The 14,958-nt window shown below is 53.2% G+C and carries 11 protein-coding genes; 8 read left to right on the top strand and 3 right to left on the bottom strand.

Annotated elements, in window-relative coordinates:
- The first annotated feature begins 43 nt into the window (after positions 1-43).
- From ACQ0MK_RS02505 to purU, 5 genes are all read left to right on the top strand, one after another.
- Entirely contained in the window at positions 44-940 is an 897-nt protein-coding gene (locus tag ACQ0MK_RS02505; protein ID WP_430474687.1) for a class II glutamine amidotransferase, read from the top strand.
- Between the two features lie 24 nt (positions 941-964).
- The gene (locus ACQ0MK_RS02500) at positions 965-1,711 is read left to right on the top strand and encodes a protein GlxC (protein ID WP_430474686.1); all 747 of its coding nucleotides are present in this window, start codon (positions 965-967) and stop codon (positions 1,709-1,711) included.
- 47 nt (positions 1,712-1,758) lie between these two features.
- Positions 1,759-3,087 (top strand): FMN-binding glutamate synthase family protein, encoded by a 1,329-nt coding sequence (locus ACQ0MK_RS02495; protein ID WP_430474685.1) that lies wholly within the window; start codon positions 1,759-1,761, stop codon positions 3,085-3,087.
- Positions 3,088-3,173: 86 nt separating this feature from the next.
- On the top strand, positions 3,174-4,478 hold the full coding sequence (gene glnT, locus ACQ0MK_RS02490; protein WP_430474684.1) for a type III glutamate--ammonia ligase: 1,305 nt from the start codon (positions 3,174-3,176) through the stop codon (positions 4,476-4,478).
- Positions 4,479-4,560: 82 nt separating this feature from the next.
- Positions 4,561-5,445 (top strand): formyltetrahydrofolate deformylase, encoded by an 885-nt coding sequence (gene purU, locus ACQ0MK_RS02485; protein ID WP_430474683.1) that lies wholly within the window; start codon positions 4,561-4,563, stop codon positions 5,443-5,445.
- 80 nt (positions 5,446-5,525) lie between these two features.
- Here the strand turns inward: purU and ACQ0MK_RS02480 are convergent, their stop codons facing one another.
- Positions 5,526-6,890, bottom strand: coding sequence for an ATP-binding protein (locus ACQ0MK_RS02480; protein ID WP_430474682.1), 1,365 nt, complete (start codon positions 6,888-6,890; stop codon positions 5,526-5,528).
- A complete protein-coding gene (locus tag ACQ0MK_RS02475) occupies positions 6,887-7,585 on the bottom strand; it encodes a response regulator transcription factor (protein WP_430474681.1) in 699 nt (232 codons plus the stop codon). The genes ACQ0MK_RS02480 and ACQ0MK_RS02475 overlap by 4 nt, the downstream gene beginning before the upstream one ends.
- 256 nt (positions 7,586-7,841) lie before the next feature.
- Between ACQ0MK_RS02475 and ACQ0MK_RS02470 the strand changes: the two genes are divergently transcribed.
- Genes ACQ0MK_RS02470 through ACQ0MK_RS02460 form a run of 3 tightly spaced genes read left to right on the top strand, consistent with a single transcriptional unit; the run spans position 7,842 to position 12,532 of the window.
- The gene (locus ACQ0MK_RS02470; protein WP_430474680.1) at positions 7,842-9,032 is read left to right on the top strand and encodes an efflux RND transporter periplasmic adaptor subunit; all 1,191 of its coding nucleotides are present in this window, start codon (positions 7,842-7,844) and stop codon (positions 9,030-9,032) included.
- A gap of 2 nt (positions 9,033-9,034) precedes the next feature.
- Entirely contained in the window at positions 9,035-11,035 is a 2,001-nt protein-coding gene (locus ACQ0MK_RS02465; RefSeq protein ID WP_430474679.1) for a MacB family efflux pump subunit, read from the top strand.
- A gap of 15 nt (positions 11,036-11,050) precedes the next feature.
- Positions 11,051-12,532 carry an efflux transporter outer membrane subunit gene (locus ACQ0MK_RS02460; RefSeq protein WP_430474678.1) on the top strand — a complete coding sequence of 494 codons (1,482 nt, stop codon included), beginning with the start codon at positions 11,051-11,053 and terminating at the stop codon, positions 12,530-12,532.
- 200 nt (positions 12,533-12,732) lie between these two features.
- Here the strand turns inward: ACQ0MK_RS02460 and ACQ0MK_RS02455 are convergent, their stop codons facing one another.
- The gene (locus ACQ0MK_RS02455) at positions 12,733-14,895 is read right to left on the bottom strand and encodes a dihydroxy-acid dehydratase (protein ID WP_430474677.1); all 2,163 of its coding nucleotides are present in this window, start codon (positions 14,893-14,895) and stop codon (positions 12,733-12,735) included.
- Positions 14,896-14,958 lie beyond the last annotated feature (63 nt).

The raw sequence follows: 14,958 nt of genomic DNA, 5'->3' as shown, positions 1-14,958 counted from the left end.
CAGCTAGTCTCCATTCGACAAACAGAATGGAGACTGTCCTGCCATGTGCGGCATTGTTGGTTTATTCTTAAAAGACAAAAGTCTGGAACCGCAGCTCGGCACCTTGCTGTCCGAAATGCTGGTGACCATGACCGATCGCGGCCCCGATAGCGCGGGCATCGCCATTTATGGTGCAGATCAGAACAATCTGGCCAAACTCACAATTCAGTCCCCGGATCCGGAAACCGATTTCGCCGGATTGACCGAAGAATTGCGCAACAGCGGCATTGCGAACGTATCCATCCTTCCCAAAAGCACCCATGCGGTGATCACAATTCCCGCGGATCAAATGGACGCCACCCGGGCCGCCCTTGGCGAACTTCGCCCGAACGTGCGTGTTATGGGCACGGGCAGTGTCATGGAAATCTATAAGGAAGTCGGCCTGCCGAAAGATGTGCTGGAACGCTTCAAGATTTCCGATATGTCGGGCACACACGGGATCGGCCATACCCGCATGGCAACCGAAAGTGCCGTGACCACCCTTGGCGCGCACCCGTTTTCAACCGGATCGGATCAGTGTCTTGTGCATAACGGATCGCTTTCCAATCACAACAATCTGCGTCGCGAACTTTCCCATCAAGGCATTCACCTTGAAACGGAAAATGATTCCGAAGTTGCCGCGGCCTATCTGACCGGCGAACTGGCCAATGGCAAAAACCTTGGGCAGGCATTGACCAGCGCGCTCGATGATCTCGACGGGTTCTTTACCTTTGTCGTTGGAACCAAGTCGGGTTTTGGCGTTGTCCGTGATCCGATTGCCTGCAAACCCGCTGTCATGGCCGAAACCGATGCCTATGTCGCGTTCGGGTCGGAATACCGGGCCTTGGTCAACCTGCCGGGCATCGAAGACGCCCGTGTTTGGGAACCGGAACCCGCCACGGTTTATTTCTGGGAACATTGATTAAGAACCCCGTCGGATGCAGCGATGACGCGCAGCCGACTGATCGCAGAATTTCACATGCGGTCATATGAGGAAGGAACACACATGCCAGTGTTTGATCTTGCAACCACGACCTTGCGCGATTTGAACCAGTCGCTGCATGCGCTTGATAAAAGTGGTGCAAACGAGCAATTCGAAGTCACCAATCCGCGCGGCAGCCACGCCGTTGCTGTCGGGATTGACTCCGCGGTTGATGTCCATATCAAGGGCAGTGTTGGCTATTACTGTGCCGGTATGAACGAAACAGCAACCATCACGGTGCACGGCAATGCCGGGCCGGGGGTGGCTGAAAACATGATGTCGGGCAAAGTCGTCATCAAAGGCGATGCCAGCCAATATGCCGGTGCCACCGCCCATGGCGGATTGCTGGTGATTGAAGGAAATGCATCATCACGGTGCGGCATTTCGATGAAGGGTATCGACATCGTGGTCAAAGGCAATATCGGCCACATGTCGGCCTTCATGGCGCAATCGGGCAATCTGGTTGTTTTGGGCGATGCCGGTGATGCGCTGGGCGATTCACTTTATGAAGCCCGCCTGTTTGTCCGTGGCACCGTCAAAAGCCTTGGTGCGGATTGCATCAAAAAGGACATGCGTCCCGAACATATCGAAATTCTGAGCAAGCTTCTTGAGGACGCCGGGATCACGGATGTGAAGCCTGAAGAGTTCACACGATATGGCTCGGCCAGGACGCTTTATAATTTCAACATCGACAATGCCGACGCTTATTGACGCGCAGAGCTGAAACAGCGTTTTCAGCCCAGAAACAGGATCAGACCATGAGCCACAAAAATCCCGTTACCACGCCGCGCAAATCGGCAACGTTTGATGATTATACCTTGTCAGAAATCCGTCGTGCCGCCGCGACCGGCATCTATGACATTCGCGGCAGTGGTGCGAAACGCAAGCTCCCGCATTTTGATGATCTGTTGTTCCTTGGCGCATCGATGTCGCGTTACCCACTCGAAGGATACCGCGAGAAATGCGAAACCTCGGTCACGCTGGGCACGCGCTTTGCCAAAAAACCGATTGAACTTAAAATCCCGATTACCATTGCCGGGATGAGTTTCGGCTCCCTATCCGGTCCTGCCAAAGAAGCCCTTGGCCGTGGTGCGACCATTGCCGGTACATCGACAACCACGGGCGATGGCGGCATGACCGAAGAAGAACGCGGACATTCCCAAACCCTTGTCTATCAATACCTTCCTTCACGTTACGGCATGAATCCGCGCGACCTTAAACGTGCGGATGCGATTGAAATCGTCATTGGTCAGGGGGCAAAGCCGGGCGGTGGCGGGATGCTGCTGGGTCAGAAAATTTCCGATCGGGTTGCCCATATGCGCAATCTGCCAAAAGGCATTGATCAGCGGTCTGCCTGTCGTCACCCGGACTGGACCGGCCCGGATGATCTGGAAATCAAGATTCAGGAATTGCGCGAAATCACCGATTGGGAAAAACCGATCTTTATCAAGGTCGGTGGTGCGCGCCCATACTATGACGTTGCGCTTGCGGTCAAGGCCGGTGCGGATGTCATTGTTCTTGATGGTATGCAGGGTGGCACGGCCGCGACACAGGAAGTGTTTATCGAACATGTTGGTCAGCCAACCCTTGCGTGCATCCGCCCGGCGGTAAAAGCATTGCAAGATATGGGCATGCATCGCAAAGTACAGTTGATCGTGTCTGGTGGCATTCGTAACGGTGCCGACGTGGCAAAGGCATTGGCACTTGGTGCGGATGCGGTTTCCATCGGAACGGCGGCATTGGTGGCCATTGGCGACAATGATCCGAAATGGGAAGAAGATTACGCCGCACTTGGCACCACGGCGGGTGCTTATGACGATTGGCATGAAGGTCGTGATCCCGCAGGCATCACGACCCAGGATGCCGACCTGATGAAACGGGTTGACCCGATCGCCGCCGGACGGCGTTTGGCCAACTATCTGAAGGTCATGACCCTTGAAGCGCAAACAATTGCGCGCGCCTGCGGCAAAAATCATGTGCACAACCTCGAACCTGAGGATCTATGTGCACTGAATATCGAAGCGGCGGCCATGGCCGGTGTACCGCTTGCCGGGACCAGCTGGATTCCCGGTCAGGGAGGATTCTAGAACATTAACGCACCACCGGACCCGGTGTGCCTTTTGGCGCGCCGGGATAACGGTTGGCACTGCATAAAATTCGTCAGGGGACTTCAATGACCAAGGATCTATCAGCCTTCGCCCGGGAACGCGGCATAAAGTATTTCATGATCAGCTTTACCGACCTGTTTGGTGGACAGCGTGCCAAACTCGTCCCCACCCAGGCGATCGCTGACATGCAGGAAGACGGGGCCGGCTTTGCCGGTTTTGCCACATGGCTTGACCTGAGCCCGGCCCACCCGGACATGTTCGCCGTTCCTGATCCGGATTCGGTCATTCAATTGCCGTGGAAACCCGATGTTGCATGGGTTGCTGCTGATTGCGTGATGGAAGGCAAACCGGTTGAACAGGCACCGCGCAATGTCCTGAAAGCCCAGATTGCCAAGGCCAGCAAGCTTGGCCTTAATGTTAAAACCGGGGTTGAAGCAGAGTTCTTTCTGATCACGCCGGATGGCGCGGAGATTTCCGATCCCGCCGATACCGCCGAAAAGCCGTGCTATGACCAGCAAGCCGTCATGCGCCGCTATGATGTGATTGCCGAGATTTGCGATTACATGCTTGAACTTGGCTGGGGCGCTTATCAAAACGATCACGAAGACGCCAATGGCCAGTTTGAAATGAACTGGGAATTCGACGATGCGCTTAAGACCGCAGACAAGCATTCCTTCTTTAAGTTCATGGTCAAATCGATTGCCGAAAAGCACGGGCTGCGGGCGACCTTTATGCCTAAGCCGTTCGCCGGTCTGACGGGCAATGGGTGCCATTGCCATGTGTCGGTCTGGGATGAGGCAGGCAAGAATGCATTCGCCGATGATGATTTGCCCTTTGGACTGTCAGAACAGGGCAAGACATTCCTTGGCGGGATCATGAAACATGCATCCGCCATGGCCGCAATTACCAACCCGACGGTGAATTCCTATAAACGTATCAACGCACCGCGCACCATGTCGGGTGCAACCTGGGCACCAAACAGCGTGACTTGGACGGGCAATAACCGAACCCATATGGTTCGTGTTCCCGGACCGGGCCGGTTCGAATTACGTTTGCCAGACGGGGCCGTTAACCCTTATCTTCTCCAAGCTGTGATTATGGCTGCGGGACTTGATGGCATGGCGAATGCCGCCGATCCGGGACCGCACTATGACATTGATATGTACGAAGAGGGCCATCTTGTAAAAGATGCACCGCTTCTGCCGCTTAATCTTTTGGATGCGCTACGGGAAATGGGACGCAATTCAGCCCTTCAAGCCGAACTTGGCATGGAATTTTCCAAAGCGTTCCTGAAGCTTAAGCAAAAGGAATGGAATTCATATGTTTCGCATTTCTCAGCTTGGGAGCGCGAAAACACGCTTGATATTTGATGTTTTTGCCCGGCCCCGCAACATTCCCCGATGGACGGGGCCGGGTGACTTTTAAAAACTGCTAGTTTGAAAGCTGGAAGAGATGAAAAGCTACGTTCTGACAGTCACCTGCGCCTCTCAGCGCGGGATCGTTGCAGCCATTTCCACCTACCTGGCCGAACAGGGTTGCAACATCACCGACAGCTCCCAGTTTGACGATATGGAAACCGGCCTGTTCTTTACCCGAGTCGCCTTTGTAAGCGAACAAGGTGTTGATCAGGAAGCACTGACACGTGGCTTTGATGGTCGCGCAACCGAATTTGGCATGTCCTATCAGTTCCACGACAGCGACCAGAAGATGAAAGTTCTTCTGATGGTATCGCGGTTCGGCCACTGCCTGAACGATCTGCTTTATCGCTGGAAAATTGGCGCTTTGCCGATTGATATCGTCGGTGTGGTTTCAAACCATTTCGATTACCAGAAAGTCGTGGTCAATCACGACATCCCGTTCCACCACATTCCGGTGACCAAGGACAACAAGCCAGAAGCTGAGAAAAAGCTTCTTGATCTTGTCTCGGACAGCGATGTCGAACTGATTGTTCTTGCCCGTTATATGCAGGTTCTTTCGGATGGTCTTTGCAAGAAAATGAGCGGTAAGATCATTAATATCCACCATTCGTTTCTGCCAAGCTTCAAGGGTGCCAATCCTTATCGTCAGGCATATGAACGTGGGGTCAAACTGATCGGTGCAACCGCGCACTATGTTACCGCAGACCTTGATGAAGGTCCGATCATTGAACAGGATCTTGCGCGCGTTACCCACAGCCAGAATTCAGCCGACTATGTGTCCATCGGACGCGATGTTGAAAGTCAGGTTCTGGCACGTGCGGTTCACGCCCATATTCATCACCGATCCTTCATCAATGGCAATCGCACGATTGTCTTCCCGCCAAGCCCGGGAAGCTATGCGTCCGAACGCATGGGCTGATCGCCGACGCCATAAGCGATAGAAAACGCCCCGACCATAATTGGTTCGGGGCGTTTTCTATTCATCGATTTCTTTGATTATCACATGTCAGCATCGCGAAGCTGATACGGCAAAAAGATCAAAACACGTAAACCACCTTCGTCGAGGTTTTCGATTTCGATATCGCCGCCATGAGCCCGGATTGCACGCTGAGCAATCGACAATCCCAGACCAAATCCCGCACCCCATGTATTTGCTTCGCCGCGGACAAAAGGTTCAAACAGGTCTTCAAGTTTGGCAACGTCAATGCCCGGACCTTGGTCAGAAATGCTGATACAGAACTGTTCCTCAACCCGGTCATCATCAGCGGTGATTTGGACAACCTGCCCTTCCGTTGAATGGCGCAAAGCATTGCGCACAACATTCTCAAACGCGCGGCGTAATAATTCAGGGCTTCCCATCAGAACAGGCATCTGACCATGATCGCCTTGCCGGCCACCAAAATCAGCCGATACCGTCACGCCGGTTGCTTCGGCTTCGAACCGGGCATCGCCGACCACACGACCGAGCAAATGGTCAATATCGATCCATGTTTGCTGCTGGGCAGCACCACTCTCGACCCGCGATAAGGTCAAAAGTTCGCCAACCAATTCATCCAGCCGCACGGCTTCTTTTTCAATGCGGTCCAGCGATGTCGCACTTTTGTCGGGCTTTTGCCGAGCCAAGCCAACGGCAAGCTGCATCCGTGCCAACGGGGATCGCAATTCATGCGAAACGTCATTTAACAATCGATCCCGCGATGCCACCAACCGCTGTAAGCGTTCGGCCATTACATCAAAATCACGCGCCAGATCGGCAATTTCATCGCGGCGACGCCCAATGTTTTTCCCCAGACGATAATCAAGGTTGCCCTTTGAAAGTTCTTCAAACCCGTCACGCAATTTGATGATCGGTCGCGTTAAATACCAAGCCAGAACCGCGCTAAAGATAAAGGCGCCAAACATGCCGACATAAATCAGCGGGCTGGGGACTCTCCATCGTGATCGTTCGGGCATTTCGGCAATGATATCGCTCACATCAAAGATAAGTCGAATATTCTCACCTTCCGGCCCAACGACCTCCTGAATCAGTTCTGGATGCTCCAACAGCTGTTCTAGCCATTCAGAAGACTGATTATCCAGCCTCGGGACATCAGAAATCGCCCCGTCATCAACTTCAAGGATCAGGCGTTCACGGTCAGATGCCGGCCAATATGCAATTGCGGTTTTAACTGCATCAACACCACCGCCCTTGGCCACCTGTGCTGCGGTGTCGAGATAACCCGGTGCGGTACGCTTAAGATACCCGACATGAAACGGTTCAGGCGGACCACCATATAATTGCAACAGCGACCACACCCCAACCGAAATGCCGATAAAGGTGATGACAAACCCAATCAGGATTTTCCAGAAAAGCAGTCTTTTCATACGCTTTTCCTTAAACGATAGCCAAATCCACGGACAGTTTCGATCACCCCGGCATCACCACTAACGGTTTGTAATTTCTGGCGTAGGTTACTCATATGAACATCAATCGACCGGTCATACACTTCGCGGGGACGGCCCAGAACCTTGCGCGATAATTCATCTTTTGAAAGGGCGCGTTCACCTGCGCGCATCAAGACTTCAAGCAGATTGAATTCCGATACAGTCAGATCAAGCGGATCACCGTCATATTGCGCCATACGGCTGGCGGATTTCAGGATCAGATTCCCGTAATGCAGCTCGTCGGTTGTTTCTGACGATGCCTCTTCGCTGACGGGGTCCACCCGACGCAACACCGCCCGTATCCGTGCGACCAATTCACGCGGGTAATACGGTTTGGGAATATAATCATCCGCGCCAAGTTCCAGCCCAACCACCCGGTCCACATCATCGCCCTTGGCGGTTAACATAATCACCGGCACCCGGCTTTTAGCACGCAATTCCCGCAAGACCTCAATCCCGCCCATGCCGGGCATCATGATGTCAAGCAGGATGGCGGCATATTCCCCTTGAAGGGCGCGTGCGAGGCCTTCTTTGCCGGTATAAGCTTGGGATACGTCAAAGCCTTCACCTTCAAGATATTCAGCCAGCATGGCACCAAGTTCGGCGTCATCATCAACAAGCAATATGCGGGTCACTGTGCGGGGTCTTTCCTAAACGACAAAACAGTCTCATGGGTAACCTAGGGTCAGGCCCCTTAACGTATGGCGTTATTTTTATTGTTGCCATTCTACCGATGAATTTGCGCGTTAAAAGAGGCCTTGGGCCATCTTTACACATTCCTTACACATCATTTTCGCCCCCCTCACCCTCAATGGATAATTGGTTTGTTATCTCTGTCTCATCAGGAATGCGCATGCCGCGCAACTGACTGACTTCAGGAATGAATGCCCGATGAGCAAAACCACTAAACGTATCCGCAACATTGTTATTATCCTCGTTACCGTTGCGGGCATGGCGTGGGGATTACAGGCCTATCTGTTTCCCAGCAGTGCCCAAACCACATATGTCACAGCAAAACCACGCATTGGCACGATTGAAGATACCGTCCTTGCAACCGGCACCGTTAGCGCATCCAAACTGGTCAGTGTTGGCGCGCAGGTTTCCGGGCAGATCAAGGCACTTCATGTGGACCTGGGTGAACAAATCAAAGAAGGCGATTTGATTGCCGAAATTGATCCATCAACCCAGGAAAACGATTTAAAAGAAGCCGAAGCATCACTTGCCAATATCAAGGCAGAGCTTGCCGCCCAAAAAGCAACCTTGGCGCAGGCTGAACTTGATTTCGCGCGGCAAAAGAAAATGCGCGCCCTTGATGCCTCCCCACAGGAAGATTTTGATGCCGCGGTCGCCACCCTTGCGATTGCGCGCGCTGATATTGATGCGCTAAATGCCCAGATCGCACAGGCCGAGATTGCGGTTGATACAGCGCGTATTGATCTCGGCTATACCAAAATCACCGCCCCAATGGATGGCACGGTCGTTGCCCTTCCGGTCAAGGAAGGCCAGACCGTCAATGCCACGCAAGAAGCCCCCACCATCATCAAATTGGCCAAGCTTGGCACCGTTACGATCAAGGCCGAAGTATCCGAGGCCGACATCATCCGCATCCATGAAGGATTACCGGTTCAGTTTGCGGTTCTGGGGGATGCCAGTAGCGTTTATCAAAGCACCCTTCGCGCCATCGAACCCGCCCCAACCGGCATCGAAGATGCTGATGAAAACACCGACGACGAAGCGGTTTATTACAACGCCCTGTTTGATGTTGAAAACCCTGATCGATTGTTGCGCCTTTGGATGACAGCAGAAGTCACCATTACCCTAAACAAATCCGAAAATGCCCTGATCGTTCCATCCGCATCCCTTATCGGCCCAACGCCAGAGGGCACCTATATTCTTGATGTCATCAACCCAGATGGCCTGCCCGAACACCGCACAGTTACGGTCGGCTTGAACACCAATATCAATGCGGAAATCACCAGCGGGTTAGATGCGACTGACGAAGTTATTGTCGGCATGGCAAGCAGTAGCGATGTGGCCAGTTCAACAAGCACCCGACGCGGTCCTGCGGGTGGAATGTTTTGATCATGCGTGATGAAACCACACCAACCACCCAAACCGGGTCAACTGCGGGCGCACCGCTGATTGAAATCCGCAATCTATGGCGCCACTATCCCGCTGGCGAAGAACAAATCGCCGTGCTTAAGGGTGTTGATCTTACGATTGAACGCGGTGAAATGGTCGCGATCATTGGGGCTTCGGGGTCTGGCAAATCAACCTTGATGAACATTCTTGGCTGTCTTGATCGCCCGACCGAAGGCGAATACCGCATTAATGGGCGCATCACGGGTGACCTTGAACCCGATGAACTTGCCGCCCTGCGCCGGGAATATTTCGGCTTTATCTTTCAACGCTATCACTTGTTGTCAGACCTAAGCGCGCTTGGCAATGTCGAGGTTCCCGCGATCTATAGCGGTGCGGATGCCGATGAACGCGCATCACGTGCGACCGATATTCTGACCCGTGTCGGGTTGGCAGACCGCATCCACCACCGCCCAAGTCAGCTTTCCGGAGGTCAACAGCAACGCGTTAGCATTGCCCGTGCCTTGATGAATGGTGGCGACGTCATTCTGGCCGATGAACCAACCGGCGCGCTTGACAGTCAAAGCGGGGCACAAACACTTGATCTGTTGCGTGATTTGCACCGTGACGGTCATACCGTAATTTTGGTCACCCATGACCCAGAAGTTGCCGCCCACGCCGAACGCATTATTGAAATCCGCGATGGCGAAATTATCCGCGATGAACGGATTGCCGCCAAATCCGCAAATTCGACAAAACCGTCCCTTATGGACCCGGCCCGCTCAACCGATGCAGGATGGCGATCACAGATCAATCGTTTTGGCGAAGCATTCAAAATGTCATTGATCGCAATGAATGCCCATCGGTTGCGGACGTTTTTGACCATGCTTGGCATCATTATCGGTATTGCATCGGTGGTATCGGTTGTTGCCCTTGGCAAAGGATCGCAGGAACGCATTCTTTCCGACATCAGCCAAATCGGCACCAGCACGATTGACATCAACCGCGGCAAGGATTTTGGCGATCGTGATGCCGATCAAATCAGAACCCTGACCGCGGGCGATGCCGAAGTGCTATCAAGCCAATATTTTGTCGATAGCGTCACCCCACGTGTTTCAAGCACGGTTGCCCTGCGCTATCGCAACATAGAAGTTGATGCCAGTGTGACCGGCGTTGGTACTGATTACTATCGCGTACGCGGCTATGAAATGGCCGACGGCATCTGGTTTGATCAAGGGGCCATCACCAAACGCGCACAGGTCGCCATCATTGATGACAACACCGTCCAAAAACTGTTTCCCAACGGGGAAAATGCCGTTGGCGAAGTCATCCTTCTGGGATCGGTTCCGGTGCAAATCATTGGTGTGACGGCAAAAAAAACCAGCACATTTGGCAATCAGGACAGTTTGAACATCTGGGTGCCACACAGCACGGCCTTAACCCGCATTCTGGGGCAAAACTACCTCAGCAGCATAACCGTGCGTGTCGCAGATAGCGTCGATCCCGCTGTTGCAGAAGCCCAGATCACGAAACTCATCAGCCAACGCCACGGCACCAAAGATTTCTTTACCATCAACAGCGACAGCATTCGCCAGACGGTCGAGAAAACCACAAGCACCATGACGCTTTTGATTTCTTCGATCGCGGTTATTTCGCTGATCGTTGGGGGTATTGGGGTGATGAATATCATGTTGGTATCGGTCACTGAACGTACCGGTGAAATCGGGGTCCGCATGGCCGTGGGTGCGCGTCAAAATGACATTCTGCGTCAATTCCTGATCGAGGCGGTCCTGGTTTGCATCCTTGGCGGTGGCCTTGGTGTACTTGGCGCACTTGGTATTGGCGTTTTGTTTGACGTCATCGGCAGCAGTTTTTCGATGGTTTATTCCGCCGGATCAATCATCGGTGCCTTTGCCTGCGCGACATTGATCGGCATGACTTTTGGCTTTTTACCTGCTCGCAATGCCGCACAGCTTGACCCGGTCGACGCCCTGTCGCGCGACTAACAGAGATATATGAAAATGAAAAAAATCCTGAAAACCGGAACCATCTTGTCGATGCTGATCCTTGCCGGGTGTTCAAGCTTATCAGAAGTCACCTATACCCAGCCCGATATGGCGATGCCAAATCAGTGGGGTGTTGCCACAAGTGCGGTTTCACAAACCCAATTGTCTGCAACGAATGATGATAAAACCCGTGCCGAAATTCTTGCCAAAACCGGCTGGTGGAAGAACTTTGACGATCCTCAGTTAAACCTTCTGATCGCCAAGGCACTTGAAACCAACAACGATCTTGCCGCCGCCACGATCAAGGTCCGTCAGGCACAATTAACCGCAGGCTTGGCCGAAGATGCGCTGTATCCTGATTTATCCGCAGGCAGTGACACATCCATATCGCGCCAGTTTGACAGCCAAGATAACAACAGCAACGGCGACATCAACCGAAGCTTTGGTCTTGAAGCAGGGATCAGCTATGAACTTGATTTGTGGGGTAAGCTTGGTCACGACTATGACGCGGCCAAATGGGAAGCCTTGGCAACCTTAGAGGACCGCGAAAGCACCGCCCTGTCATTGATCGGCACCACTGCAACGCTTTATTGGCAGGCAGTCTATTATCAGCAGCGTCTTGATATTGCACAGGCCAGCATTGATTACGCCCAACTCACTCTTGATCTGGTCGATGTGCAATATGCATCTGGTTCAACCTCCTCGCTTGAAGTCAACGAGGCACGCAGCAACCTTGAAAGTCAACGCGCGGCCGTTACCCAGATTGAACAAAGCCTGACGGAAACCAAAAACGCCCTGTCGATCCTGTTCAATCAGCCGCCATCAGATATCACGATCACCCGAACTGCTTTACCTTCTGGTTTTTTGCCAACCATCCCCGAAGGTTTGCCTGCCGATTTACTTGAACGGCGCCCGGATGTGCGTGCGGCTGAACTGCGTTTACGTGAAAGTGTCGAAGAACTTAATTCCGTAAAAACCAGCTTGCTGCCAACCATCAGCCTGACCAGCACATTGGGATCAAGCAGCGATCAATTGCGCAATCTTCTATCCAACCCGATTGGCGCCCTTGGTGCCAGTCTGGCGCTGCCATTCCTGAACTGGAACGAAGGGCAGCTTAACATCAAAGTATCCGAAGCCGAATATGAACAGGCCATCACCGAATTCCGCCAGACCACCTATCAGGCCATGGCAGATGTGGAAAATGCCCTGTCGGCACGCACCAATTATGACCGCCGGGCTGAACGGCTTGAAGCCGCCCTTCGCGCATCGGCAAACGCCGAACGGATCTATGAGGCGCGTTTCCGGTCTGGTGCGGTTGCCATGCAAGACTGGCTGGATTCCCAGGAAGACCGTCGCACGGCCGAAGAAACCGTTATCGACAATCAACTTGAACGTATCACCAATCTGATCACGCTGTACCAGGCATTGGGTGGCGATGCGGTTAAAGATACCGCCCAGCTTAAGGATCAAACAGCCGATCAGGTCACACCGACCTGATCGGCCGGCGTATTGATTAATTTTGCCGAATTATAAAGGTCTGAGATATGCGTATTTACCGCCATGAAAAGGCATCTTTGATTGGACGCATCTTGATGCTGATGGGCGGCGGATTATGTTTTGCCGCCCTGATCCTGACTGTGCGGGAATCAAATATTCTGGCACAGGGCGATGTGATTTTGAAACGCCCGCAAAGTGGTTTAACGCCAAGCCTTGATTGCACGGCGATCAACTGCCCTTGGGACGATGCCGCGCGCAGCATTTCCAATCGCATCGAGAACATTGCTCGCGGCGATATCGCATTGCCGGGCTTCCATCCGCGCCATCCGCCCTTCGAAGAATTCAACCCGTTCCGCGAGCCGCCTTGGATCGGCGGCTAATTCTTTGCCATCATGAAATGCTTCGGGGTCCAGCCAATCCAATGTCAGCGTTGTTAAGTTAAGCCGTAACACATCACCATCGCGCAAATAACCAATCCCGCCGCCGGCAAAGGCTTCGGGAACCATGTGACCAATGCAAGCACCCTTGGTCACACCGGAATAACGCCCATCGGTGATCAACATCGATGATGCTTCGAGAATGCGGTGATGGCGCAAATTCTGTGATGGGGCAAACATTTCGGGCATGCCATAAGCTTCTGGTCCCTGCCCGCCAATGACAAAGGCAAAAGAAAGATGCCCTTGTTCAAACATCTCCTTTGGCGCATCCATATCAACCCGGTTACCACCATTACGCCGGACCACAGCAGCAATCAGGTCTTCGTCAACGCCGTCCGTTTCAATCAGGCGCGTGACCAGATCAGGCGATGCAAAATCGGCATTACAAACATGTTCGTTCTCGTAATAGCGCACGATGAAAACATGATCGTCAAAATGCGATAGCAAATGATCGCTCATGCCCGATGTTTTCACCGCGCAATTTTCAAAGAAACTGCCGGTGATGACATCCACCCCAGAACGCTTTCGCACTGGGGTTGCCCGGATCACCGACGCATCCCCCAACGTTAGATCAATCGGGTTTTCAAGGGTTTCAATCCGCTCCGCCCACGTTTTACCAAGGATTGTTGGTGCATCCAGATCCATCGCAACCCCCAAATCAGACAGAATGCGATAGATGCTTTCCATACCCCGATTTTTGCCTTCGGCCATTTGCTGGGCCAGAACAAACGTATCGCGGTTTTCAGTCAGGCTATGGGCGAATATTTCTGGCACCGGTGTTTTGGTGCGGACATCCTGATAGTCATCAATCGACACATCAAACCCGGCATAACGCATCATGAAAGGCAGGTGCAAAAGCATATTGCTGCTTGATCCGGTGGCATTATGAATGCGCACAAAATTGGCAAAATTGGCCTTTAGCAAATTGCCAATCGCATATTCCGGTTTGTTAAACACCCCAAACAGCGCGTCAATGCCCGCCGCCACGGCGGCATATGGCGGAACATCGGTCAGCAATTCCAACTCTGGCGGGGTCAGGCCAAAAGCCGCCAACATGGTGCGAGATGAATTCCCCGTACCGTTAAAGGCACAAATACCGCCCTTGGAATCACAGGTTGCCGCCGCCAATTGATCCAGCACCCGGCGTTCCAGCCCGGCATCAATCAAGCCCAGCAACCTTGCGCGTTCCAGCAATCCGGCAAAGGCCTCGTCCGAGGTGCATTGCAGGATATAGCGCATGTTTTCACGAATATCGGACCCCAGATCATTATGCCCGGCCTGATCGGCATCCTTGGCGATGTTTTCAAGTAAACGGCGTGTTCCATCAGGAATTTCACCGCCCTTTAGAACATGCGATGGCGCAAACACCGCCCAAACAGGTGCCTGATCTCCGCGATAAGCCCGCGCATGATCCGCAGATGCCAATCCGGCCACCACGGCGGCGGGGGATTTGTCGCATCCGGCAATCACATAGGCGGCGTGATAGCTATGCCCTTCAAAGGTGATGTTAACTGCGGCTGCCGTATGATTGCGCGATGCTAGGGAGTAGCTTTGCCCGATATTGTTCTGTGCCGTGCCATCGCAAATGACCGGCACATGAAACAGGAACGGCACCCCGCCCATTTCCCAAATACGGATGGCTGCCATCAAGGCCTGCGGCCGATCCAAAAGATGGGCCGGGTGGTCTGGCGCACCGGCAATGATCGCAACACGCGGCCGGTTTTCAACCAGACGCCCGACCACATCCTTTATCTCCGGCACATCAAAATGGAGATCACGCGCCAGAACCGGGTTTTCATTCACCGCGTCGCGCAAAAGTCTGATCACTGTGATCGGCTGATTGGCCAATCCCTGAATACAATCGCGATACGGATTGGCCTTCTCATCAATGATGATCGGGGATGCTGGCAAATTGGTGGGCGACATGGCGTTATGTTCTCAATTCATGGCGAGTGGCGCGGGTAACAGCAACGGGAACAGGATTAAGCA

Source organism: Thalassospira lucentensis (assembly GCF_050516545.1).
Classification (GTDB): domain Bacteria; phylum Pseudomonadota; class Alphaproteobacteria; order Rhodospirillales; family Thalassospiraceae; genus Thalassospira; species Thalassospira lucentensis_C.
The sequence above is the reverse complement of the archived record's forward strand: the minus strand, read 5'-3'. Positions and strand labels throughout refer to the sequence as shown.